At 62.7% G+C, this 20,050-nt stretch carries 22 protein-coding genes; 9 read left to right on the top strand and 13 right to left on the bottom strand.

What is annotated here, in order from left to right; all coding sequences use genetic code 11:
• Nucleotides 1–294 precede the first annotated feature (294 nt).
• Together flgK and flgL are read left to right on the top strand one after the other, a co-directional pair.
• On the top strand, nucleotides 295–2,208 hold the full coding sequence (gene flgK, locus ACESMT_RS01235; protein WP_372824450.1) for a flagellar hook-associated protein FlgK: 1,914 nt from the start codon (nucleotides 295–297) through the stop codon (nucleotides 2,206–2,208).
• Between the two features lie 28 nt (nucleotides 2,209–2,236).
• On the top strand, nucleotides 2,237–3,451 hold the full coding sequence (gene flgL, locus ACESMT_RS01240; protein WP_372824452.1) for a flagellar hook-associated protein FlgL: 1,215 nt from the start codon (nucleotides 2,237–2,239) through the stop codon (nucleotides 3,449–3,451).
• Nucleotides 3,452–3,526: 75 nt separating this feature from the next.
• On the opposite strand, the gene fliR is transcribed toward flgL, so the two are convergent.
• The 13 genes from fliR to fliF all read right to left on the bottom strand — a co-directional run bounded on the left by fliR (nucleotide 3,527) and on the right by fliF (nucleotide 14,780).
• Nucleotides 3,527–4,321, bottom strand: a complete 795-nt coding sequence (fliR, locus tag ACESMT_RS01245) for a flagellar biosynthetic protein FliR (RefSeq protein ID WP_372824454.1) — start codon at nucleotides 4,319–4,321, stop codon at nucleotides 3,527–3,529.
• A complete protein-coding gene (gene fliQ / locus ACESMT_RS01250) occupies nucleotides 4,321–4,590 on the bottom strand; it encodes a flagellar biosynthesis protein FliQ (protein WP_372824456.1) in 270 nt (89 codons plus the stop codon). Before fliQ ends, fliR begins: the two co-directional genes overlap by 1 nt.
• 39 nt (nucleotides 4,591–4,629) lie before the next feature.
• Nucleotides 4,630–5,418 (bottom strand): flagellar type III secretion system pore protein FliP, encoded by a 789-nt coding sequence (gene fliP / locus ACESMT_RS01255; protein WP_372824458.1) that lies wholly within the window; start codon nucleotides 5,416–5,418, stop codon nucleotides 4,630–4,632.
• On the bottom strand, nucleotides 5,418–5,891 hold the full coding sequence (gene fliO, locus ACESMT_RS01260) for a flagellar biosynthetic protein FliO (RefSeq protein ID WP_372824460.1): 474 nt from the start codon (nucleotides 5,889–5,891) through the stop codon (nucleotides 5,418–5,420). The genes fliP and fliO overlap by 1 nt, the downstream gene beginning before the upstream one ends.
• Entirely contained in the window at nucleotides 5,891–6,334 is a 444-nt protein-coding gene (gene fliN, locus ACESMT_RS01265) for a flagellar motor switch protein FliN (protein WP_372824462.1), read from the bottom strand. Before fliN ends, fliO begins: the two co-directional genes overlap by 1 nt.
• Nucleotides 6,327–7,331 (bottom strand): flagellar motor switch protein FliM, encoded by a 1,005-nt coding sequence (gene fliM, locus ACESMT_RS01270; RefSeq protein WP_372824464.1) that lies wholly within the window; start codon nucleotides 7,329–7,331, stop codon nucleotides 6,327–6,329. The genes fliN and fliM overlap by 8 nt, the downstream gene beginning before the upstream one ends.
• A 22-nt stretch (nucleotides 7,332–7,353) precedes the next feature.
• A complete protein-coding gene (fliL, locus tag ACESMT_RS01275) occupies nucleotides 7,354–7,848 on the bottom strand; it encodes a flagellar basal body-associated protein FliL (RefSeq protein WP_372824466.1) in 495 nt (164 codons plus the stop codon).
• Between the two features lie 134 nt (nucleotides 7,849–7,982).
• Entirely contained in the window at nucleotides 7,983–9,395 is a 1,413-nt protein-coding gene (locus ACESMT_RS01280) for a flagellar hook-length control protein FliK (RefSeq protein WP_372824468.1), read from the bottom strand.
• Nucleotides 9,396–9,398: 3 nt separating this feature from the next.
• Nucleotides 9,399–9,866: a flagellar export protein FliJ gene (fliJ, locus tag ACESMT_RS01285; RefSeq protein ID WP_372824470.1), complete on the bottom strand. Its 468-nt coding sequence runs from the start codon at nucleotides 9,864–9,866 to the stop codon at nucleotides 9,399–9,401.
• 29 nt (nucleotides 9,867–9,895) lie between these two features.
• Entirely contained in the window at nucleotides 9,896–11,317 is a 1,422-nt protein-coding gene (gene fliI, locus ACESMT_RS01290; protein ID WP_372824472.1) for a flagellar protein export ATPase FliI, read from the bottom strand.
• The gene (gene fliH / locus ACESMT_RS01295) at nucleotides 11,314–11,973 is read right to left on the bottom strand and encodes a flagellar assembly protein FliH (protein ID WP_372824474.1); all 660 of its coding nucleotides are present in this window, start codon (nucleotides 11,971–11,973) and stop codon (nucleotides 11,314–11,316) included. The genes fliI and fliH overlap by 4 nt, the downstream gene beginning before the upstream one ends.
• A gap of 112 nt (nucleotides 11,974–12,085) precedes the next feature.
• On the bottom strand, nucleotides 12,086–13,072 hold the full coding sequence (gene fliG / locus ACESMT_RS01300) for a flagellar motor switch protein FliG (RefSeq protein ID WP_372824476.1): 987 nt from the start codon (nucleotides 13,070–13,072) through the stop codon (nucleotides 12,086–12,088).
• On the bottom strand, nucleotides 13,065–14,780 hold the full coding sequence (gene fliF / locus ACESMT_RS01305) for a flagellar basal-body MS-ring/collar protein FliF (RefSeq protein WP_372824478.1): 1,716 nt from the start codon (nucleotides 14,778–14,780) through the stop codon (nucleotides 13,065–13,067). Before fliF ends, fliG begins: the two co-directional genes overlap by 8 nt.
• A gap of 283 nt (nucleotides 14,781–15,063) precedes the next feature.
• Here fliF and fliE point away from each other — a divergent pair, with 283 nt between their 5' ends.
• The 7 genes from fliE (at nucleotide 15,064) to ACESMT_RS01340 (ending at nucleotide 20,042) form a co-directional block, all read left to right on the top strand.
• Nucleotides 15,064–15,393, top strand: a complete 330-nt coding sequence (gene fliE / locus ACESMT_RS01310) for a flagellar hook-basal body complex protein FliE (RefSeq protein WP_372824480.1) — start codon at nucleotides 15,064–15,066, stop codon at nucleotides 15,391–15,393.
• A 191-nt stretch (nucleotides 15,394–15,584) separates the two neighbouring features.
• Nucleotides 15,585–16,724 carry a FliC/FljB family flagellin gene (locus ACESMT_RS01315; protein ID WP_372824482.1) on the top strand — a complete coding sequence of 380 codons (1,140 nt, stop codon included), beginning with the start codon at nucleotides 15,585–15,587 and terminating at the stop codon, nucleotides 16,722–16,724.
• Nucleotides 16,725–16,941: 217 nt separating this feature from the next.
• Nucleotides 16,942–17,310 carry a flagellar protein FlaG gene (locus tag ACESMT_RS01320; RefSeq protein ID WP_372824484.1) on the top strand — a complete coding sequence of 123 codons (369 nt, stop codon included), beginning with the start codon at nucleotides 16,942–16,944 and terminating at the stop codon, nucleotides 17,308–17,310.
• 23 nt (nucleotides 17,311–17,333) lie between these two features.
• Nucleotides 17,334–17,747: a flagellar protein FlaG gene (locus tag ACESMT_RS01325; protein WP_372824486.1), complete on the top strand. Its 414-nt coding sequence runs from the start codon at nucleotides 17,334–17,336 to the stop codon at nucleotides 17,745–17,747.
• A 26-nt stretch (nucleotides 17,748–17,773) separates the two neighbouring features.
• Entirely contained in the window at nucleotides 17,774–19,210 is a 1,437-nt protein-coding gene (gene fliD / locus ACESMT_RS01330; RefSeq protein WP_372824488.1) for a flagellar filament capping protein FliD, read from the top strand.
• Nucleotides 19,211–19,222: 12 nt separating this feature from the next.
• Nucleotides 19,223–19,696, top strand: coding sequence for a flagellar export chaperone FliS (fliS, locus tag ACESMT_RS01335; RefSeq protein WP_372824490.1), 474 nt, complete (start codon nucleotides 19,223–19,225; stop codon nucleotides 19,694–19,696).
• Nucleotide 19,697: 1 nt separating this feature from the next.
• On the top strand, nucleotides 19,698–20,042 hold the full coding sequence (locus ACESMT_RS01340; protein ID WP_372824492.1) for a flagellar protein FliT: 345 nt from the start codon (nucleotides 19,698–19,700) through the stop codon (nucleotides 20,040–20,042).
• Nucleotides 20,043–20,050 lie beyond the last annotated feature (8 nt).

Consider the following 20,050-nt stretch of genomic DNA (forward strand, 5'->3'; position numbering starts at 1 on the left):
CCGCAGCGCGACGCAACTGCGCATCAAGGCGCGCCCATGCAGCCGCCTGCCGCCAAACGGGCGATTCCCGCGCCGCAGCGCAAGCCAGCCCCACCGGTTCAGCCCAGGCAGCTCGCAGTAGCAGGCGCTGGCGGCGACTGGAAAGAGTTTTGACGGCAGAGCCCGCGCAGGCGGGACTTGCCGACGCAGGGTACAAGCGCCTTCAAGTTGGTCCCCGGCCTGCCGTTAAACAACAAGAGGCGGCCGTCATGAAACATGTGGTGGGCAGGCCATCGCTCTAGAAAGACAAGGTTTATGTCGAACAACATGTTTTATACCGGGTTAAGCGGACTGAATGCGGCGCAGGCCGCCCTGGTGACCACCGGGCACAACACAGCCAATGTCAATACGCCGGGTTACAGCCGACAGTCGGCGCAGGTCGCGTCTGCGGGCGGTGCCTACAGGGCTGGCGTTGGTTTCTTCGGCAACGGCGCGAAGGTGGTGGATGTCTCCCGCAGTTATGACCAGTATCTTTCGTCGCAGTTGAACCAGGCCCAGTCTTCGAACCAGGCCTTGAGCACTTACTACACACAGATCAGCCAGATCGACAACCTGCTGGCCAACCAGAAAGCTGGGCTGGCGCCGCAACTGCAGACCCTGTTTACCCATGTGCAGGCGGTCGCGAACACGCCGGCCGACACGTCGGCGCGCCAGCAACTGATCAGCTCCAGCCAGGCGCTGGCCAACCAGTTCCGCAGCATGGACAACTATTTGAGCAGCCTTAATGCCAGTGTCAACGACCAGGTGGCCGGGCATGTCGAGCAGATCAACGCTTATGCCGGGCAGATCGCCAGCCTCAACAAGCAGGTCGCCATGCTCAGCAACGGAACCGGTGGCCAGGCGCCCAACGACCTGCTGGATCAGCGTGACCAGCTGGTCAATGAACTGGGCAAGCTGGTGAGCACCAAGCTCGTCGTGCAGGACGGCGGCCAGTACAACGTCTTTATCGGCAACGGCCAGACCCTGGTGCTGGGTGACAGGGCGACCCCGCTGACCACCGTCGTTGCCGCGAGCGACTCGGGACGCACTGCGCTGGCGATGGTCAACACATCAGGCAACAAGGTGGAGTTGCAGGAAAGCGTGATTTCCGGCGGCTCGCTGGGTGGTTTGCTGCAATTTCGCAGCGAGACCTTGGCGACGACGCAGAACTCGCTGGGCCGCATGGCCATTGCGCTGGCCGACAGCTTCAATGCCCAGCAGCGGCTGGGTGTCGATCTCAACGGGGTGCTGGGCGGGGACTTTTTCTCGCGAGCCCTTCCCGGTGTTGCCTCGCACAGTCGCAACACCGGCAGCCTGAATGTGACGGCATCGTTTTCTGATGTCGGGGCCTTGACCACCAGCGACTATCGGCTTGATGTCAAGGCGGACCTGAGCTTTTCGGTTACCCGGCTGTCCGACAACAAGGTTTTCAGCGCCGCCGATCTGGCGGCTGCGGTGCCCGCCGACAGCTTCGATGGCGTGGCCCTTGCGTTTGCAGGGACTGCGGCGGCGGGCGACTCCTTCCTGATCCAGCCCACCCGCACAGGTGGACGCGATCTGCTCGTGACCCTCACCGATCCGGCCAAGGTGGCGGCAGCTTCACCCATCATCACCGGCAACACCGCAGGCAACCAGGGCAACGCAGCGATCAGCGCCGGCTCGGTGGATGCAGCTTATCTCGCAACGCCCCTGAGCGCGACGGTGACGCTGACTTACAACAGCGTCACCAATGAATTGTCGGGGTTTCCGGACGGCAGCACGCTGAGCTACACCGCAGGCGCTTCCATGACCTTCGGGGGCATGACGGTGAGCCTCAGTGGTACGCCGTCGAACGGCGACACCTTCACCATCGGGAAAAATACCGGCGGTGTTTCCGATGGCAGCAATGCATTGCTGCTCGGCGCGTTGCAGAACAAGAAAACAATGGGCAACGGGACCGCCAGCTTCAATGACGCCTACGGGCAACTGGTCAGCAACGTGGGAAACAAGGCCCGCCAGGTGGAGATTGCCGGCACAGCGCAGACCAGCCTGACCACACAGATCCGGGGGATCCAGCAGTCGGTGTCGGGCGTCAACCAGGACGAGGAAACCGCCAACCTGCTGATGTTTCAGCAGATGTACCAGGCCAACGCCAAGGTGATCCAGACCGCGTCAACCATGTTTGATGCGGTGTTGGGCATTGGCCGTTGACAGGCATTTATAAAACCCGGAGTTCGTGATGCGCATCAGCACCCAGACCTTTTATGAGCAGAGCAAGACCGCCATGGGCTCGCAGCAGAGCAGCCTGCTGCGCGTGCAACAGCAGCTTGGCGCCGGCACCAAGATTCTGGCCCCGTCAGACGATCCGCTGGGCTCGACCCGCGCGCTTGCCGTGTCCCAGTCGATCGCGCTGGGCGCCCAATATTCGGCCAGTCGGGGTCAGGCCACGCAGACACTGACCATGGAGGAAAATGCCCTGCAAAGCGTCACCACGGTCCTGCAAAACATCAAGGGCCTGCTGGTGCAGGCGGGCAACGGGACCCTGGCCGATGCCGACCGCGCTACCGTTGCCACCACCCTGCAAAGCAACCTGGATCAGCTGCAGGGCTTGGCCAATACCGATGACGGCAACGGCCAGTTTCTGTTTGCCGGGTTCAAGAGCGGCAGCGCCCCGTTTGTGCGGCAGGCTGATGGCAGCATCCTCTACGCCGGTGACCAGGGCAAACGCCTCATGCAGGTCGATGTTTCGCGCCAGATGGCCGGAACCGATGATGGGCGCAGCATTTTCCAGACGGTGCAGGGCGGTGCCGGTTACGTCAGTTCATCCGCGCCAGGCAATACCGGCAGCGGTGTGTTTGGTGCGACGACGGTGGTGAACATGGCCGATCCGGACTACGGCAAGGAATGGGTCATCAGCTTCTCGTCCGCCACGTCCTACACGGCGGACACGGTGCCACCGCTGTCACCGGCACCCGCGCCCATGGCCTACGCCGCAGGCAGCCCCATTACCCTGGGCGGCTTGCAGATTTCAATCAGCGGTGCGCCAGCTGCCGGGGACACGTTCAAGGTGGCTACGGCCAGAAATGCGGGCACAGACGTTTTTGCGGTTATCGGCGACGTGATCAAGGCCCTCAATACCAAAATTGACGGCGGGGGGCCGGAAGGCCAGGCGAAGGTGCTCAATGCCCTGAGCACGGCCAACCGGAAAATCACCAATGCGCACGACAACGTATTGAGCGTGCGCTCTTCGGTCGGCTCCCGCCTCAATGAGCTGGACGCGCTGGCCGTCACCGGGGACAACCGGACGCTAACGGACAAAAGCTACCTGTCCGACCTGCAGGACCTGGATTACGCCACCGCCATTGCCGAGTTCTACCAGCGCCAGACCGCGCTGCAGGCGAGCCAGCAAACCTTTGTCCGCATCCAGCAGACCGCGCTGTTCAACTATCTGTAGGCCCAGCCCGCAGCGCACCGGCCAAGGCAAAAAGTGCTATTTATTTGATAGCTACTTACGCTTATGGGATAAGGGCTAGGGCCGTAAACCATTTAAAAATCCCATCAGCGAGGCAAAACCGGAGGCAAAGCGCGGCTCCAGGAAGGGTGCCAGGTATTGCATCAGCACCTGCAGCATGGCCATGCCCGCCAGCAGCGTGATCGGGAAGCCCACCGCAAAAATGCTGAACTGGGGTGAAGCGCGGTTCAGGATGCCCATGGCCAGGTTGAGGGTCAGCAGGGCGGCGATCAGCGGCAGCGCCAGCATGAGCCCGCCAGCAAAAATCTGACCGCCTGCCGACACCAGCAAAAACCAGCCATCTGCCACCAGCGGCCCGTCGGCAATCGGCAGAGTGTGAAAGCTTTCTGCCAGTACCATGATCAGCATCAGGTGGCCATCGACTGCCAGAAAAATCAGGATGGCCATTACATTGAGCAGGCGTGCCAGCACCATGGTCTGGCCGCCACTGGTGGGATCGAAAAACGTGGCAAATGACAGACCCATCTGCAGGCCAGCATATTCACCGGCTGCCTGGACAACGGCAAAAACCATCCGCATCGAAAACCCCATCGCCGCGCCGATCAGGATTTGCTGGACCAGAATCCAGAAGCCGGCTGCGGACACCAGGGGAACAGCGGGCAAGGGCCCGAGGGTCGGCGCGATGGTGATCGCCAGCAGGATGGCCAGGCCGATTTTGACGGAGCGCGGCACCGAGCGCTCACTGAACACGGGTGCCGTGCTGATGAGCGCCAGCATGCGCACAAACGGCCAGAGAAAAGCCACCATCCACACGCCCAGTTGCTCTGAGGTGACCGAAAAAACGGGAGGCATCAGCCTACCAGTTGCGGAATCGATGAAAACAGGGCGCGCATGTAGTCCAGGGTGATGCCCAGCATCCACGGCCCGGCAATCACCAGGGCGGCGAAAACGGCCAGCAGCTTGGGAATAAAGGACAGGGTCATCTCATTGATTTGCGTGGCCGCCTGGAACAGGCTGATGAGCAGGCCGGTGACGAGGGCCACCAGCAGCAGCGGCGCACCGAGCAGCAGCGAAAGCTTCATGGCTTCGTAGCCCATGGTCATGACTGACTCTGGGGTCATGCCGGTTTGTCCTTCCTGCTGGTTTTGCTCATGGCCGCGTCAGGTGTAAAAGCTCTGGGCGAGCGCACCGATCAGCAGCTGCCAGCCATCGACAAGAACAAAAAGCATCAGTTTGAATGGCAGCGCAATAGTGGCCGGTGGCACCATCATCATGCCCATGGACATCAGCACGCTGGCCACCACGAGGTCGATGATCAGGAAAGGAAGAAAGATGGTGAAGCCGATCTGAAAGGCGGTTTTCAGTTCGCTGATGACAAAAGCCGGTAACAGGATCCGCAGGGGCACCTGTTCTGGCCCGTCCATTTTTTCAATGTTGGCAAGCTTTGCAAACAGCGCCAGGTCGGCTTCACGGGTCTGCTTGAGCATGAACTGCTTGAAGGGTTGAACCCCGCGTTCGATCGCCTGCTCCGCACTGATCTTGTTTTCCGAGAAAGGCTTGTAGGCTTCGCTGTGGACTTTGTCGAACACCGGCGACATCACGAAGAAGGTGAGGAACAGCGACAGGCCCACCAGAATCTGGTTGGGCGGGGAAGACGGGGTGCCGATGGCCGTACGCAATAGGCCGAGGACGATGAGGATGCGCGTGAAGCTGGTCATGGACAGCAGCAAAGCCGGCAGGAAGGACAGCGAGGTCAGCAGTACCAGGGTTTGGACGCTGAGCGAATAAGTCTGGCTGCCCCTTGGGCCGGGGGTGCTGACAATGCCCGGCAGGCTCTGGGCCGAAGCTGCCGCAGGCCACGCCGCCAGTACCAGCAGGCCAAGCACCACGAGCGCGAGCAGCGGCAGGAACGCCGGACGTGGACGCTGGCGGCAGGAGATCACGTTCATCAGGCCCGCTTCTTCAGCTGATTGAGCTTGCCCAGGGATTCAAGCAGTTTTTGCGAGAAAGCGCCGACTGGCGTTGTTCCCGTCAGCGCCGCTGCCGGGGCCGCAGGCAGGCTTTGCGCCGGCAGGGTGTGCAATGCACGCACCTGCCCTGCGGCGACACCGAGCACCAGCCAGGAGCCGCCAATTTCTACGACCACCACGCGTTCACGCTGGCCGACCATCGCGCTGGAGACGACCTTGAGCATCCGTCCGCTGCCGGGCTGCCGCAGACCGAGGCGCCTGGCTGCCCAGCCGCACAGGAAAATCAGCGCCAGCACCACGGCCAGTCCGAAAGCGGCCTGCAGCAGGCCGGCCATGCCGAAAGAGCGCACGGGTTCGGCGGCCGGCGTGGGCACAGTAGGCAGTACCGCGCCAGCCGCCAGGCTGAACCACACGAGCAGCGAAGCTGCCAGGCGGGGAAGTTGCCGGTGCATCATCGGTTCAGTTTCTGGATACGTTCAGAAGGCGTGATGATGTCGGTCAGGCGGATGCCGTACTTCTCGTTGACCACCACCACCTCCCCTTGCGCAATCAGGTAGCCATTGATGAAGACATCCATGGGTCCACCCGCCGGGCCGTCCAGTTCAACGACCGAGCCTTGTGACAGCTGCAGCAGGTTTTTCAGGGTGATGCGGGTGCGCCCCAGTTCGGCCGTCAGCTGGACCGGTACATCCAGGATCCTGTCGATGTCGCCCTGGGTAACGCCTGACCGGCTGTCGCCTTGCAGGGGCTGAAACACCGGTGACACCTGTGCCGGCGCTGCCGGCGGCGGCGCTGGCGCGGCGGGCGCGGCTGTTGCCTGCGCCTGCTCGGCAAGCGCGCTGCCCCAATCGTCAACGGCGTCTGCCACCGGGTCGTCCTTGCTGTCTTCACTCATGGTCGCGTTCCTTGCCTGAATCTCTGTCTTGGTAATTGATCATCTTGTGTACCCGCAGGGCATAGTGCTTGTTGGATGTGCCGTAGCCGCATTCCATGACGGGAACGCCATTGACCTCGGCAACAATCGTTTCCGGAATCTCGATGGGCAGCACATCGCCGATCTGGAGCTTGAGCAATTGGCCGATGGTGGACTGAAAGCTCAGAAACCGGGCCTTGAGCTCCACGTCGGCGCTTTTGACCTGCTGCGTCAGTTGCTTGACCCAGCGTTTGTCCACTTCGACCTCGCCTTGCAGCGGGTTCGACAGGAGGTCGCGTATCGGCTCGATCATCGAATAGGGGATGCAGACAGTGAGTGCGCCGCCTATTGGGCCGAACTCGATTTGAAAGGTGGTGTTGATCACCACTTCGTTGGGGGTCACGATGTTGGCGAGCCGGGCATGCATCTCGGCGCGCACATACTCGAAATCGAGCGGATAGACCGGCCGCCAGGCCTGGCCGTAGCTGTCCAGTGTCAGGTTCAGCAGCTGCTTGATGATGCGTTGCTCGGTCTGCGTGAAGTCCCGGCCTTCTACCCGGACGTGGTAACGGCCATCACTGCCGAACAGGTTGTCCACCACCAGAAACACCAGCTTGGGGTCGAACACGAACAGGGCCGTACCGCGCAGGGGTTTCATCTGCATCAGGTTGATATTGGCCGGCACGGGCAGATTCCGGATAAATTCGCCGTACTTCTGGATCTGCACCGCTCCGACTGAAATGTCGGCGCTGCGGCGCATGAAGGTCAACAGCGAGGTGCGCAGGTGCCGGGCAAAACGCTCGTTGATGACTTCCAGCGTGTGCATCCGGCCGCGCACCACATGTTCGTCCTTGCCGAAGTTGTAGACCGGCAACCCGGCCTGGGCGGGTGGCGGCGCGCTTGCCACATCGCTGTCTCCGGTAACACCCTGCAGCAGGGCATCGACCTCGTCCTGGGAGAGTTGCTCTTCATAGGCCATGGGCGGGTCTCATGGAGCGTGCTTATTGCAGCATGAAGGTGGTGAACATCACGCTGGATATTCCGGCAGGAAGCAGGTTCACCGCGAAGGGCTGTTTCAACACGCTCAGGATTTCAGCGGCCAGCACGTCTTTTTCCTCCGTCGTGAGCAGCGACTCGGCGGTCCGGTTGGACAGCGTGGTGAGCACCCGGCTGCGCACCTCGGGCAGGTATTGGACCAGCTGGGCCTGGGACTTGATGTTGCTGACCTTGAGCGTGACCGCGACATGCAGAAAACGGCTGCGGCTGTTCGGCTGCAGGTTGACAGTGAAAGGTTCCAACGCGATAAAAATGGGAATCTCGGGCGGCTTGACGGCGATCGCCGCTTCCTTGCTGCCGCGCAGGTAGAAGTAGTAGTAGCCTGCGCCCGCTGCACCGGCGGCAACCACCAGTATCAGCAGGACGATCAGGATCAGACGCCGCTTGCGACCTGCGGGAGGAATTTCGGGAGGGGGCACCGGGACGTTGGTTGTTGCCATGGTTGTGTTCAGTGAGATGGAAGATGAATTGTTGGACAGAAGGGCCGCACTGCATCGCTGGATCAGCAGGCGGAAAACGCTTCAACTCCGGCATTTGCTGCTGGCGTAATCCATGCTGCCCGTGGCGAAAACCGTCAGGCGTAGATGTCGACGCCTGCCCCGCTGCGCTGCCTGCGCGGCTCCGCGGCGACTCGCTCCGGGCCGCTGGCCAGCTCCCTCGCGCTGCTGCCCGGATAACTGCGCTGGCCGGAGCGCCCTTCCTGGCCATACCCGGCATCGGCCGGTTGCCGGCTTTCGGAGCCGACCGAGGCCTCCCCCAGGCTGATCCCGCCGTCAGCCATCGCAGCGCGCAATTGCGGCAGGGCGGCCTCGACCGCCGCGCGTACCGAAGCGTGGGCGGAAACAAAGGCGACCTGAATCTGATGCTCGTTCATGCTCAGGGTGACTTTCAGCGGGCCCAGGCCAGGCGGGTTGAGCTGGAGCTCGGCCGTCTTCTGGTCGGCCCGGCCCATGTGCAGCAACTGCTGGCCCAGCGCCTGGTCCCACTCGCTGCTGCCCACGTCCTGGGACAGGGAGGGCGCGAGGACGGCTGCTGGAAGGACAGAGCCGCCGATGTTCGCCGGTCCTTGTGCTGCAGGAGCCATCATGGCGGGACCTGTCACTGAGCTCGCTTCGGCGCCGGCAGCGGGTTCGGCGAAACCGCTGGCCGGCAGGGCGGCGATGGTTCCGGGCGCGGCTTTCTGTTCGGGCGCGACAGCGGCCGGGCGTTCGGGACTGCGCAGCGCGGGCGACTCGGTCGTCGGGGCGTCCAGCGCCATGCGCGGGACGGTGGTTTGCGCGCTATCCGATGCGCCGACGGGGAGGCTGGTGTCCTTCCTCGTATTCAGAAGGGGCTGGCCGCGTTCCCGGGCGCTTTGGGCAGCAAGTGCCACCACCCCTGCGGGTTCAGTCGGGACAGTCACGTCGGTGGCTGCGCCGGACAGGGCGGCGGCATCTGACTCTGCCGTCGGGGCGTCCAGCGTCATGCGCGGGACAGCGGTTTGCGCGGCGTCCGGTGCGGCGACAAGGGGGGTGGTTTCCTTCCTTGTATTCAGAGTGAGCTGGCCGCGTTCCATGACGCCCGGGGCAGCAACTGCCACTACCCCTGCGGGTTCAATCGGGACGGTCACGTCGGTGTCTGCGCCGGGCAGGGCGGCGGCATCTTGCGTTGGCAGGGAGTCACTCCGCAAGGCTGCGGCCGCAGCGCCGCCGAGGGGCGGCGGGGGCGTCCTGCCGTACAGCGCCATCAGGGCCAGACCGGCGACAATGGCCGGATCGGCAGGCTCCTCCGAGTCTTTCGTGGGTCCGCCCTGGCGCCGTGTGGTGGGATGGGCGGTGGCCTTGTCCCGAGGTTTCGCGGCGGGCTCGTCTGCGGATTGGCTGGCGCGCGAGAGGGCTTCTCCAAAACTACCGGTCACCGGAGTTTCGGGGTCGCTGCCGCGTTCTGCGGGCCGGGCGGATGGCTGCACGGCCGGTGCGATACTGAGCGGGGAAAGGGCTAAAGACATGGCTTATTCCGGTAAATCCAGCGCCAGAGGAGCAGAACGCACGTAGAACTGCCGGGCCGCCCGCTCGTCACTGTCCTGCTGGTCCCGCTTGTTGAGGACTCGCAGGTCCTGCTGGCGAACGCGGTCGGCGAGGGTGTCGAAGGAGCTCAGGCGGCGCTTGGAAAATTGCCAGTCGGTCCGGCCGTGCATCAGACGGCTGTCGGCCTGCTGGGTCAGCGCGCGCTGCTGCTCGATGGCGCCATCCAGTGTGCCAATGAAGTTCTGGAAATTGCGCAACTGGGCCGAAGGCAGGCCGCCCTGCATCTGCGCTTGCATCTGGTTCATGTATTCCTGGCGGTACTGCAGCAGCATTTCCAGCTTTCCTGCAGCGCTGGTATGGGCGCTTTGCAACTGGCCGAGCCGGCGGGTGGCCTCGTCGGTCTTGCCCTGCGCCAGTTCAATCAGGGTTGTCAGCGGTAACTTGTTGGACATGGTTTCTCCGGTAGGTGTGGCGGGGTTTGTCAATTGGCAGCGGTCAGGCCCTGCAGCTGGCTGACGGCGGCGGCGTAGTCGGTGCGCTCGTGCATGGGTTGCTGCAGAAACGCTTCTATCCTTGGATAGATCTCGATGGCCCGGTCCAGCTGGGCGTCATGGCCTGGCGCATAGGCGCCCACGCTGATCAGGTCGCGGTTGCGCTGATAGCGGGACAGCATCTGTTTGACGCCACGCACCGCTTCAAACTGGGCTGGTTCGATTAGCGCGGTCATGGCGCGGCTGATGGAGGCCTCGATGTCGATGGCCGGGTAGTGGCCGGATTCGGCCAGGCTGCGGGACAGCACGACATGGCCGTCCAGGATGGCGCGCGCCGCGTCAGCAATCGGGTCCTGCTGGTCGTCGCCTTCGGTCAGGACGGTGTAGAACGCCGTGATGGAGCCGCCCTTGCCGTCCGCGTCGCAGGCCCCGTTGCCGGCGCGTTCGACCAGTGCCGGCAATTTCGCGAAGACCGATGGCGGGTAGCCCTTGGTCGCGGGCGGTTCGCCCACAGCCAGCGCGATTTCACGCTGGGCCATGGCATAACGCGTCAGCGAGTCCATGATCAGCAGGACGTTTTTGCCCTGGTCGCGAAAGTACTCTGCCAGGCAAGTGGCATAGGCGGCACCCTGCAGCCGAAGCAGCGGCGAGGTGTCGGCCGGGGCGGCCACCAGGACGGCACGTGCCATGCCCTCTTCGCCCAGCGTGTTCTCGATGAAGTCCTTGACCTCCCGCCCGCGCTCGCCGATCAGGCCGACCACGATCACGTCGGCGCTGGTGTAGCGGGCCATCATGCCGAGCAGGACACTTTTACCGACGCCGGAACCTGCGAACAGACCCATGCGCTGGCCGCGTCCCACAGTCAGCATGGCGTTGATGGCGCGAACGCCGACGTCAAGCACCTGGTCGATCGGCGCGCGCATCAGCGGGTTGATGGGTTCTGCGGCCAGCGGTACTTCCCGGGTGAAATTGAGCGGCCCCAGTCCGTCGAGCGGCCTGCCGGCTGCGTCGACCACCCGGCCCAGCATGCCTTCGCCCACCGGCAGGCGCTTGGTTCTGGGGCCTGTGCCGCTGCCCGTCCCGGCAGGCGAGTCCAGCGCATAAACCCGGGCACCCGGCAGCAATCCGTCCACGGCACTCAGGGGCATCAGGAGGATGCGGCCACCGGCGAAGCCGACCACTTCTGCTTCTGCCGTTTTCTGCGGGTAGCCGGGCGGCAGTTCAATCAGACAGTCGCTGCCCACCGGCAGGCGCAGGCCGACGGCTTCGAGGACCAAACCGACGGCCCGCGTCAACCGGCCGTAGGTTTGCACGGGCGCGCTTTTGCCCGCAGCCGTGCGGGCCAGGGCCAAGGCGGCTTTCCAGGCCTGCAGGTGCGGGCTTGCTACGCCGGCTGCGGGCATTTCCGTCATGGCACGGGCGCTGTGGCAACGGGTGTGTGTTGTGCCAGCGCGGCTGCAACTCGTGCCCAGCGGGTTTCCAGGCTTGCATCGCGCTCGCCGCTGTTCGCCGTGACCCGGCAGCCGCCGCGCTGAATGGCGGCATCGCTGCGTATGCGCCAGCCAACCGCCTGCAAATCCTCGGGCAGATGCTCGCTTACCAGTGTGGCATCGTCCGGGTGTAAAAAGAGTTGGGGCGTGCCGACCAGTGCTGGCTCGGCCTGGAGCAGTTCATGCACCACAGCCAGCATGGCCTGCGGATCAGCGCTCAGCGCTTGGCCCAGCACCTGACGCGCCAGGTCCATGGCCAGCGCCAGCAAATCGTCAGCCACACTGGCTTCGGCCAGGCGCAGGGCCGAGGGCAAAGACAGGGCCAGGGCTTGCAGCCGCCTGGCCTGTTCGTGCACTGCGGCCATCGCTGCCGCATGCCCTTCGGTCTGCCCTAGCGCATGGCCCTGCGCGTAGCCTTGTTGATACCCTGCTTTTTCGCCGGCCATCTGGGCCTCCCGCCGAAGGACGTCCAGTTCGGCTTCACTCATCCGCGCGCCTGTTTCAGCCGGTTCCGGCGCGATCTCAGATGCGGCAGTCTGATGGGCGAGGGCTGGCAACCCCTCGGCGAAGGAGGTCATTTCCCATCGCTTCCATGCCGCAATCCTGTCCTTGGGGTCCATGACACACGGTTCAGGATGGCCAACCCTCCCGAACCTGTCGGCATCAGACGAACGTGACGCGGAAGGGTTTTTATACATAGGACTCGTCGCCCTGACCACCGAGCACAATTTCCCCGGCCTCCGCGAGACGGCGCACGATCAGCAGGATGGCCTTCTGCTCGGCCTCGACCTGCGACACCCGCACCGGACCGCGCGCCTCGATGTCTTCGCGCAGTGTTTCTGCCGCACGTTGCGACATGTTTTTCAGGAATTTTTCGAGCAGTTCCTTCGGCGCACCCTTCAGTGCAATGATCAGCGACTCGGATTCGATTTCCTTGAGCAACAACTGGACGCTGCGGTCTTCGAGTCCGAGCAGGTTCTCGAACAGGAACATTTCGTCAATCATCTTTTGTGCCAGCGTTTCGTCGTGCTCCCTGATGTGCTTGATCACGCTTTCTTCCTCGGTGCTGCCCATCATGTTGACGATTTCGGCGGCAACCCGGATGCCGCCCAGGCGGCTGCGCTTGACTTCGCCACCCAGCATGTCGTTGAGCACCTCGGTCAACTCCTTGAGGGCGGCGGGCTGAACACCGCCGAAGGTGGCTACGCGCAGGACGGCATCGTGGCGCACTCGCTCGGGCAGCTGCTCCAGCACCCCGGCCGCCTTGTTCCGGTCCAGATGGACCAGCAGTGTGGCGATGATCTGCGGATGCTCGTCCCGGATGAGTTCTGCAACCTCGGTGGCCTCCAGCTGATTGAGGCGGCCGATGCCGCTGGAGTCGTTCGACTCCAGGATGCTTTCGAGAAGGTCGGCCGCGCGGTCGCTGCCCAAGGCCTTGTTCAAGACCGTGCGCAGGTAGCTGCCGGAGTCCACATGCAGGGCCGAGTACTGCTCGGTCTCGATGCGGAACTCCTCCAGTACCGCACTGACTTCGTCGCGTTTGACCTGTTTCAGGCTGGCCATGGCCTCACCCATGGCCTCGATCTGGGCTTGCGACAGGTGCTGGAGTACGCTGCCAGCAGCCTCCTCACCAAGCGACATCAGCAGGATGGCGCTTTTTCGTGTGCCTTCATCCATTCTTCTGCTCCATCCAGTGCTTGATCAGCATGGCCACCATCCGGGGGTCCTTGACGGCGGTTTCCCGCGCGTACTGGGTGTTGTCCAGATGACGCTGGTTTTCCCGGTCCTGCGCCTGCATGCCCGGCTCGCTGCTGTTGCCTGCCATGGCATCCGGTGCCGTGGCGGCGAGAGGCTGTGCGAGCGCTGGTTGGAGGTACCTGCGCAGCAGGGGCCGGAGCACGGCAAACCACAGGTACAGGGCGAGCATTCCGAGCAGCAGGTATTTGCCCGCGACCTTGGCCATTTCGATGTTGTCAGGCTGGCGCCACAGCGGCAACTCGGGTGTATCGATGGTTTCTGTCGCGAAAGGGCTGTTGACGACATTGAGCGAGTCGCCGCGTTCGCGGCTGTAGCCCATGGCTTCCTTGACCAGGTTTTGTATCTGTTCCAGCTCGGTGACCGTCAGCGCCTGCGTCGTGCGCTTGCCCTGGGCGCTCTGGATGCCGCGGTAGTTGACCACCACGGCCACCGACAGCCGCTTGATGCCGCCTGCGCCCTGCTGCACATGGCGGATCGAGCGATCCAGCTCATAGTTGGTGGTGGTGTCTTTTCGTCCGTTGCCGGTGCTGGTGCTACGGGGGACGCCGATGCCACTGATTTCCGTGCTCATCTTGAGCTGGCCCGGGGTCTGGGCTTCGGGCTTCTTCTGTCCCGGGGGATCGGTGACGATGGGCGCGACGGGGTTGGCTGGCGGCTGGTTCGTCAAGGCGCCCGGCACCCCGCCTGCCGGGATCACGCCCAGCTGGGTGGACTCGCTGGATTGCTGGCTGCGGATGGCAGTGCTGCCGGGCTCCTGGTTCGGTCGGTATTTTTCTTCGGTGTTCTCCGCCGTCGAAAAATCGATGTCCGCCGTGACCTGGGCACGCACATTGGAAGCACCGACGATGGGCTGCAAAATGGCTTCGATGCGGCGGACATACGCCTGCTCGATCTCTTGCGAGTATTTGAGCTGGCTCACATCCAGCCCGCGTGTGCCGGCGTTGGCTGCCGACAGCAGGTTGCCGGCCTGGTCTACCACGGTAATGCTTTTTGCCGACAGCTCGGGCACGCTGCTGGAAATCAGGTGAACCACCGCGCTGACCTGGCCTTCATCAATGCTGCGACCGCGATGCAGGGTCAGGACCACAGAGGCGCTTGGCTTCTTCTGGTCGCGCACAAACAGCGAAGGCTTGGGCAGCGCGAGGTGAACCCGCGCCGACTCCACCGCGGAGATGGAATTGATTGAGCGTGCCAGCTCCCCTTCCAGGGCGCGCTGGTAGTTGACCTGCTCGGCAAACTGGCTGGTGCCGAACTTCTGGTTGTCCATCAGTTCAAAACCGACGGCCCCGCCTTTGGGCAGGCCCTGGGAGGCCAGCTTCAGGCGCGCTTCAGGAACCTTGTTGGCGGCTACCAGCAGGGCAGCGCCGCCATCGGTGAACTTGTAGGGAATATTCATCTGCTGCAGCGAGGCGATGATGGCGCCGCCATCGCGGTCTGACAGGTTGCTGTAGAGCACGCCGTAATCGGGTGCCCGGTTCCAGAGCCACAGGGCCGCAATGACGGCCACGACGGCGGATATCCCGATCGCCGCGGGCAGACGAGGGTTGGCGCGCAACTGGTCAAGCACGGGCAGAGCTTTGGCCTCTGCTGCGGCTGTGCCGGGGACGGTGCTTGCGGTAGAACTCATGCGTTCACCCGGCTACCGTCCGGCGCAGGCCGGGGCGGTTGTGCAAAGAGGAAGCGATGGCGACTGATGGCATACGGCCGTGGTTCTGGGGAAGGATGGGGCTGCTGGTTGGCCAGGGGAATCCGGCCTCGTGATCAATTGTCAGAGTGCCGGGCGGCGTTTGATCTGCCGAATAGCCGGGGGTTTTGCCATCTTTTGGCACGATGCTTGGCCTGACCGGCTGCTACGCTTGGAGCCCTCAATGAAGCAACGGACGCCTAGGCTGTCCCAAGGAAAACACACCATGGCGATATCGTCGATTGAATCCGTGCTGCAGCAAATGCGGGCCATTTCCCAGGCTACGCAGGCGGGCGAGCGCAGCAGCGCCGCGTCGGGCAGCGAAGCGGTCGGCGGTGGTTTTGCGGGCGAGCTGAAAAAGTCGCTGGATCGCATCAGCGACGCGCAGCAGCAAGCGTCCAGCCAGGCCCAGGCCTTTGAGCTGGGCAAGCCTGGCGTGGCGCTGAACGACGTGATGGTAGACATGCAGAAGGCCGGCATCGGCTTCCAGATGGGCCTGCAGGTGCGCAATAAGGTCGTGGCGGCGTATCAGGAAATCATGAACATGCAGGCTTGATGAAGGGTGTTTCGCTGCTCTGCATGGATAAATGTTCAGAAAAAGGAGGATTTTTTACGTGTGACCCTAAAGGTTTTTCACCCGCTGGCCGATAACCTGAATAACGGTGGCTTGCGCAGTGTCCAGGCAAGCAAGGCCAGCGTGACGGCAAGAAGCCGGAGTACACCAACTTTGAAATTCAGGAGTTCCTCATGGGCCAAGTCATCAACACCAATTCGCTTTCTCTGCTCACGCAGAACAACCTCAACAAGTCGCAAGGTGCGCTGAACAACGCGATCGAGCGCCTGTCGTCCGGCATGCGCATCAACAGCGCCAAGGACGATGCTGCCGGCCAGGCCATCGCCAATCGTTTCACCGCCAATATCAAGGGCCTGACCCAGGCGCAACGCAATGCCAACGACGGTATTTCGCTGGCACAAACGACCGAAGGTGCCTTGTCCGAAGTCAACAACAACCTGCAGCGCATCCGTGAACTGGCTGTGCAGTCCGCCAATGGAAGCAACTCCGCTGCCGACAAGGCCTCCATCCAGGCTGAAATTACCCAGCGCCTGTCCGAAATCAACCGCACCTCCGCACAAACCGACTTCAACGGCGTCAAGGTGCTGGCTGCCGACAAAAACCTGTCGATCCAGGTCGGCGCCAACGACGGCGAAAGCATTTCGATCGCGCTCAAGCAAATCGACTCCAGCAAGCTGGGCCTGACGGGCTTTAGCGTGTCGGGTCTGTCCGCACCCATCACGAGCTTTTCCTCCACCACTGGCGGCGTGACCACAAAGGCCGCAGTTGACCTCTCGGCTGTAACCGTGACCGACATGTCTGCCGGCACCACCAGCGCTGACTTGACGCTGCATGGTTATGGCACCTACACGGCGGCCACCGAAACCTATGCCAACTATGCCATCTCGGACAAGGCCGGCAACCTGTACAAAGTCGGCGGCGGTTCCACCGTCACCCCCGCCACCGGTGTCGTCGCCGACTTCACGACTCCCACCGTTGCAGGACTGGCCGTCCAGTCGGCAGCCTACAACACGGACGCCGCTGCGGGCCTGACTGCTACTGCCAATCCGCTGGCAGCGATCGATGCTGCGTTGAAAACGGTGGATGACCTGCGCGGAAACCTGGGCGCGGTGCAAAACCGTTTTGACTCGGTGATCTCCAATTTGGGTACCACCATCAACAACCTGACTTCTTCACGTTCACGCATTGAAGATGCGGACTACGCGACCGAGGTGTCGAACATGAGCCGCGCGCAGATCCTGCAGCAGGCCGGTACCTCGGTGCTGGCCCAGGCCAACCAGACGACCCAGGGCGTGTTGTCCCTGCTGCGTTAATCAGGCGTCGGCGTAGGTCGGGTTAGCGCAGCGTAACCCGACAGACACCGCAGCAATCGTAGAAGTCAGGTTTGCGCAACGTAGAGAAGAAGATGTCGGGTTACGCCTTTTGGGCTAACCCGACCTACGAAGTTACGAAGCGCAAACCTGCGTTACGCAGTCCTGCTTGGAAAGTTTCAGGCGTGACTGCCTAGCGATTCCCCTAGGAGATTAAGCCATGACAGTTTCCGTAAGTGCCCTAAGCGCCAGCCCGCGCCGCGAGCCGGCAATGGTCGTGCCAGCCACGCCACAGGCACCCAAGCAGGCCGAGCGGATGCGTGAGGCCGTCCCCCTTGAGCGCGAGAAAAAAACGGCTGAGTCCACGCCTGAGCAAACGAATGCCGCGCTGGCTGAAATCAACCGGAGCTTTCAACTGGCGTCGGTCGGGGTACGGTTCGAGTTCGACAAGGAAACCGACAAAGTGATCGCCAAGGTGGTGGATGTCGAGACTGGCCAGGTGATTCGCCAGATGCCTTCTGAGGCAATGGTGCAGGTCTCAAAAGCTCTGGACAGGTTGCAGGGTCTTCTGCTGAGTCAGAAGATCTAGTTGAAATAGATCAAGGAGTCAGTATGTCGTCCATTTCAAATCCAGGTGTAGAGGTCGGGTCCAACCTCGCTTTAAGAGGCTTGCTCGACCAGTTCGCACCCTCAGAGCGTCAGCGTTTTGCCGCGCTGGCTGAAATCAACGAGAACTTGAAAATGACCTCCATCGGCGTGCAGTTTGAGTTCGACGAAGGGTCCGACAAGATCATCGCCAAGGTAGTGAACGCGGAAACGGGAAAGCTGATGCGTCAAATGACTTCTGAAGAAGTGATGCAACTCTCCAAAGCGCTGGGAAAATTGCATGATCTGCTGGTGCACCAGGAGATTTGCCGTAAAGCACAGTTGGCAGGCCACTCGCAGGCGCCCGCGCCAATGCGCTGGAGCAGCCCGTGGGTGGCGACGGATTCGCCAGGCCAGGAAGCTGATGCTTTCGGCCGGTGACGGTTTAAAGAATTCAAGGAGTTGGCATGGCAATTTCAAGTTTGGGAGTGGGGTCTAACCTCGACTTGAGCGGCTTGCTCGACAGGCTCGCCGCTGCAGAGAGCCAGCCACTGGTGGCTCTGCAGAAGCAGCAGGTCAGCTACACCGCCAAGTTGTCGGCCTACGGTACGCTGCAAAATGCGTTGACCAGCTTTCAGGCGGCCGCGAGTAAATTGGCTGATGCCACCGTGTTCAAGGGCGCGACAGTCGCCTCGACTGCGACGGACGTGCTCAGTGCCAGTGCGGACAGCGCCGCTGTGGCCGGCACCTATGCCGTCAGCGTCACGCAACTGGCGCAGGCCCAGTCGCTGGTGTCCAGCGGTGTGGCCAGCGCCACCTCGGCCATAGGCGCGGGCGCCGCGACGACCGTCACCGTCGATTTCGGAAGCATCGTCGGCACCCTGGATACCACCACCGGGGCCTACAACTCCGGTGCGACCTTTACTGCCGATGCCGCGCGACCGCCGGTTTCTCTGACCATCGACAACACCAACACTACCCTGGCCGGCATCCGGGATGCGGTCAACAAGACCACCGGCATTGGCGTGAGCGCCAGCATCGTCAACGACGGAACCAGCAACCGGCTGGTTCTGACTTCGACCACAACGGGTGAGAAGTCGAGCATGCGCATCAGCGTGAGCGGCGACGCTGCGGTGGGCTCGTTGTTGGCCAACGACCCCACCGGGACGCAAAATCTGAAACAGACCATCACGGCTACCGACGCAGCCCTCACGGTCAATGGCATTGCCGTGACCAGTGCGACCAACACGATGGCGTCCTCGGTCCAGGGCGTGACCATGGCACTGGCCAAGATCGGCTCCAGCACCCTGACGGTCAGCCGCGACACCGCCCCGGTCGAAAGCGCGGTGAGTGCTTTCGTCAACGCCTACAACAGCCTGCAAAGCACGGCCAGCCAGTTGAGCCGGTATGACGTGTCGAAGAAAAGCGGCGCAGCGCTGGTGGGCGACTCGACGCTGCGCAGCATCCAGACGGGCATTCGCACCGCGCTGAATACACCGCAGGCCGGGACTCTCAAGGTACTGTCGACAGTCGGTGTGAGCCTTCAGAAGGATGGCGCGCTCGTCTTTGATGCGACCAAGCTGAAGTCGGCTTTTGCCGGCAACCGCGAGGCCGTGGTGGAACTGTTTGCCGGCACCGGGGGCAACACGGGCTACGGCGTCCAGGTGTCCGCGCTGGTCGGCACCTTCACTGGCACGGACGGCAAGCTTAGCAACGCCACCGCAGGCGTCAATACCACGCTGAAATCGCTGGACACGCAGTTTGTGGCGACTGAGGTGAGCGTGCAGGCCAAAGTCGCGCGTTTTCGCGCGCAGTTTACCCAGCTCGACTTGATGATGGCCCGCATGAATTCGACCACCAGCTACCTGACGCAGCAGTTCAATGCCATGAATGGCAGCAAATAACTAGGAAACTCCATGTACACCCCACCCCATGCTTACAACACCGGCGCCAGTGCCTATGCCACCGTCGGCAGGGAAAGCGGCGCGATGAGCGCTTCTCCCCATCAGCTGATCACCATGCTGTTCGATGGCGCCAAAACGGCGATCAGCATGGCGCGCCACCACATGGCCAACAACGACATCAGTGCCAAAGGCCAGGCTATTTCCAAAGCCATCAACATCGTCGACAACGGGCTCAAGGCCAGTCTTGACACCGAGGTGGGTGGCATGGCCGGCGCTGAACTGGTGGCCAATCTTTCCGCGCTTTATGACTATGTCAGCCAGCGCCTGCTCTACGCCAACCTGCGCAACGACCCCGCGCTGCTGGCCGAGGCCGACCGGCTGCTGGACAGCATCAGTTCGGCATGGCGCGACATCGGGCCCCAGAAGGCGGGACTTGTTCCTGATCCGCCCCACGCCTCTGCTGGCCGTGTTGACGCAGGCGCTTGAGATGTGCTCTCAAAGCGAAGTCATGCACTGCTACGAACAGATCGCGCCGCTCACGGAGCGCATGCTGCTGTTGGCACGCACCGGGCAGTGGGCCGTGCTGCCGCTGCTGGAAGCGCAGTACAGTGACACCGTCGACCGGTTAAAACTCATTGAGCCTCTGGAAGTGCTCAGCGAAGCGCAGTCGGCGCGAAAATTCCAGCTCCTGCAGCGGATCACGTCCAACCACGCCGCGATCCATGCGATGGTCATGCCGCAACTGACCCGGCTGACAGCCATCTTGCGGAGCCTGGAGCAGCAACAAGACCTTCATCAGGCCTATGGCCAGACCGACGACGTCAATTTATGAGCGGAGTC

This window comes from Polaromonas sp. (assembly GCF_041689105.1).
Classification (GTDB): Bacteria; Pseudomonadota; Gammaproteobacteria; order Burkholderiales; family Burkholderiaceae_C; genus Polaromonas.

What these genes read in the sequence shown, in the direction of transcription:
- flgK (WP_372824450.1), top strand. Translation starts at nt 295, where the DNA reads ATGTCGAACAACATGTTTTATACCGGGTTAAGCGGACTGAATGCGGCG.
- flgL (WP_372824452.1), top strand. Translation starts at nt 2,237, where the DNA reads ATGCGCATCAGCACCCAGACCTTTTATGAGCAGAGCAAGACCGCCATG.
- fliR (WP_372824454.1), bottom strand. Translation starts at nt 4,321, where the DNA reads ATGCCTCCCGTTTTTTCGGTCACCTCAGAGCAACTGGGCGTGTGGATG.
- fliQ (WP_372824456.1), bottom strand. Translation starts at nt 4,590, where the DNA reads ATGACCCCAGAGTCAGTCATGACCATGGGCTACGAAGCCATGAAGCTT.
- fliP (WP_372824458.1), bottom strand. Translation starts at nt 5,418, where the DNA reads ATGAACGTGATCTCCTGCCGCCAGCGTCCACGTCCGGCGTTCCTGCCG.
- fliO (WP_372824460.1), bottom strand. Translation starts at nt 5,891, where the DNA reads ATGCACCGGCAACTTCCCCGCCTGGCAGCTTCGCTGCTCGTGTGGTTC.
- fliN (WP_372824462.1), bottom strand. Translation starts at nt 6,334, where the DNA reads ATGAGTGAAGACAGCAAGGACGACCCGGTGGCAGACGCCGTTGACGAT.
- fliM (WP_372824464.1), bottom strand. Translation starts at nt 7,331, where the DNA reads ATGGCCTATGAAGAGCAACTCTCCCAGGACGAGGTCGATGCCCTGCTG.
- fliL (WP_372824466.1), bottom strand. Translation starts at nt 7,848, where the DNA reads ATGGCAACAACCAACGTCCCGGTGCCCCCTCCCGAAATTCCTCCCGCA.
- ACESMT_RS01280 (WP_372824468.1), bottom strand. Translation starts at nt 9,395, where the DNA reads ATGTCTTTAGCCCTTTCCCCGCTCAGTATCGCACCGGCCGTGCAGCCA.
- fliJ (WP_372824470.1), bottom strand. Translation starts at nt 9,866, where the DNA reads ATGTCCAACAAGTTACCGCTGACAACCCTGATTGAACTGGCGCAGGGC.
- fliI (WP_372824472.1), bottom strand. Translation starts at nt 11,317, where the DNA reads ATGACGGAAATGCCCGCAGCCGGCGTAGCAAGCCCGCACCTGCAGGCC.
- fliH (WP_372824474.1), bottom strand. Translation starts at nt 11,973, where the DNA reads ATGACCTCCTTCGCCGAGGGGTTGCCAGCCCTCGCCCATCAGACTGCC.
- fliG (WP_372824476.1), bottom strand. Translation starts at nt 13,072, where the DNA reads ATGGATGAAGGCACACGAAAAAGCGCCATCCTGCTGATGTCGCTTGGT.
- fliF (WP_372824478.1), bottom strand. Translation starts at nt 14,780, where the DNA reads ATGAGTTCTACCGCAAGCACCGTCCCCGGCACAGCCGCAGCAGAGGCC.
- fliE (WP_372824480.1), top strand. Translation starts at nt 15,064, where the DNA reads ATGGCGATATCGTCGATTGAATCCGTGCTGCAGCAAATGCGGGCCATT.
- ACESMT_RS01315 (WP_372824482.1), top strand. Translation starts at nt 15,585, where the DNA reads ATGGGCCAAGTCATCAACACCAATTCGCTTTCTCTGCTCACGCAGAAC.
- ACESMT_RS01320 (WP_372824484.1), top strand. Translation starts at nt 16,942, where the DNA reads ATGACAGTTTCCGTAAGTGCCCTAAGCGCCAGCCCGCGCCGCGAGCCG.
- ACESMT_RS01325 (WP_372824486.1), top strand. Translation starts at nt 17,334, where the DNA reads ATGTCGTCCATTTCAAATCCAGGTGTAGAGGTCGGGTCCAACCTCGCT.
- fliD (WP_372824488.1), top strand. Translation starts at nt 17,774, where the DNA reads ATGGCAATTTCAAGTTTGGGAGTGGGGTCTAACCTCGACTTGAGCGGC.
- fliS (WP_372824490.1), top strand. Translation starts at nt 19,223, where the DNA reads ATGTACACCCCACCCCATGCTTACAACACCGGCGCCAGTGCCTATGCC.
- ACESMT_RS01340 (WP_372824492.1), top strand. Translation starts at nt 19,698, where the DNA reads ATGTGCTCTCAAAGCGAAGTCATGCACTGCTACGAACAGATCGCGCCG.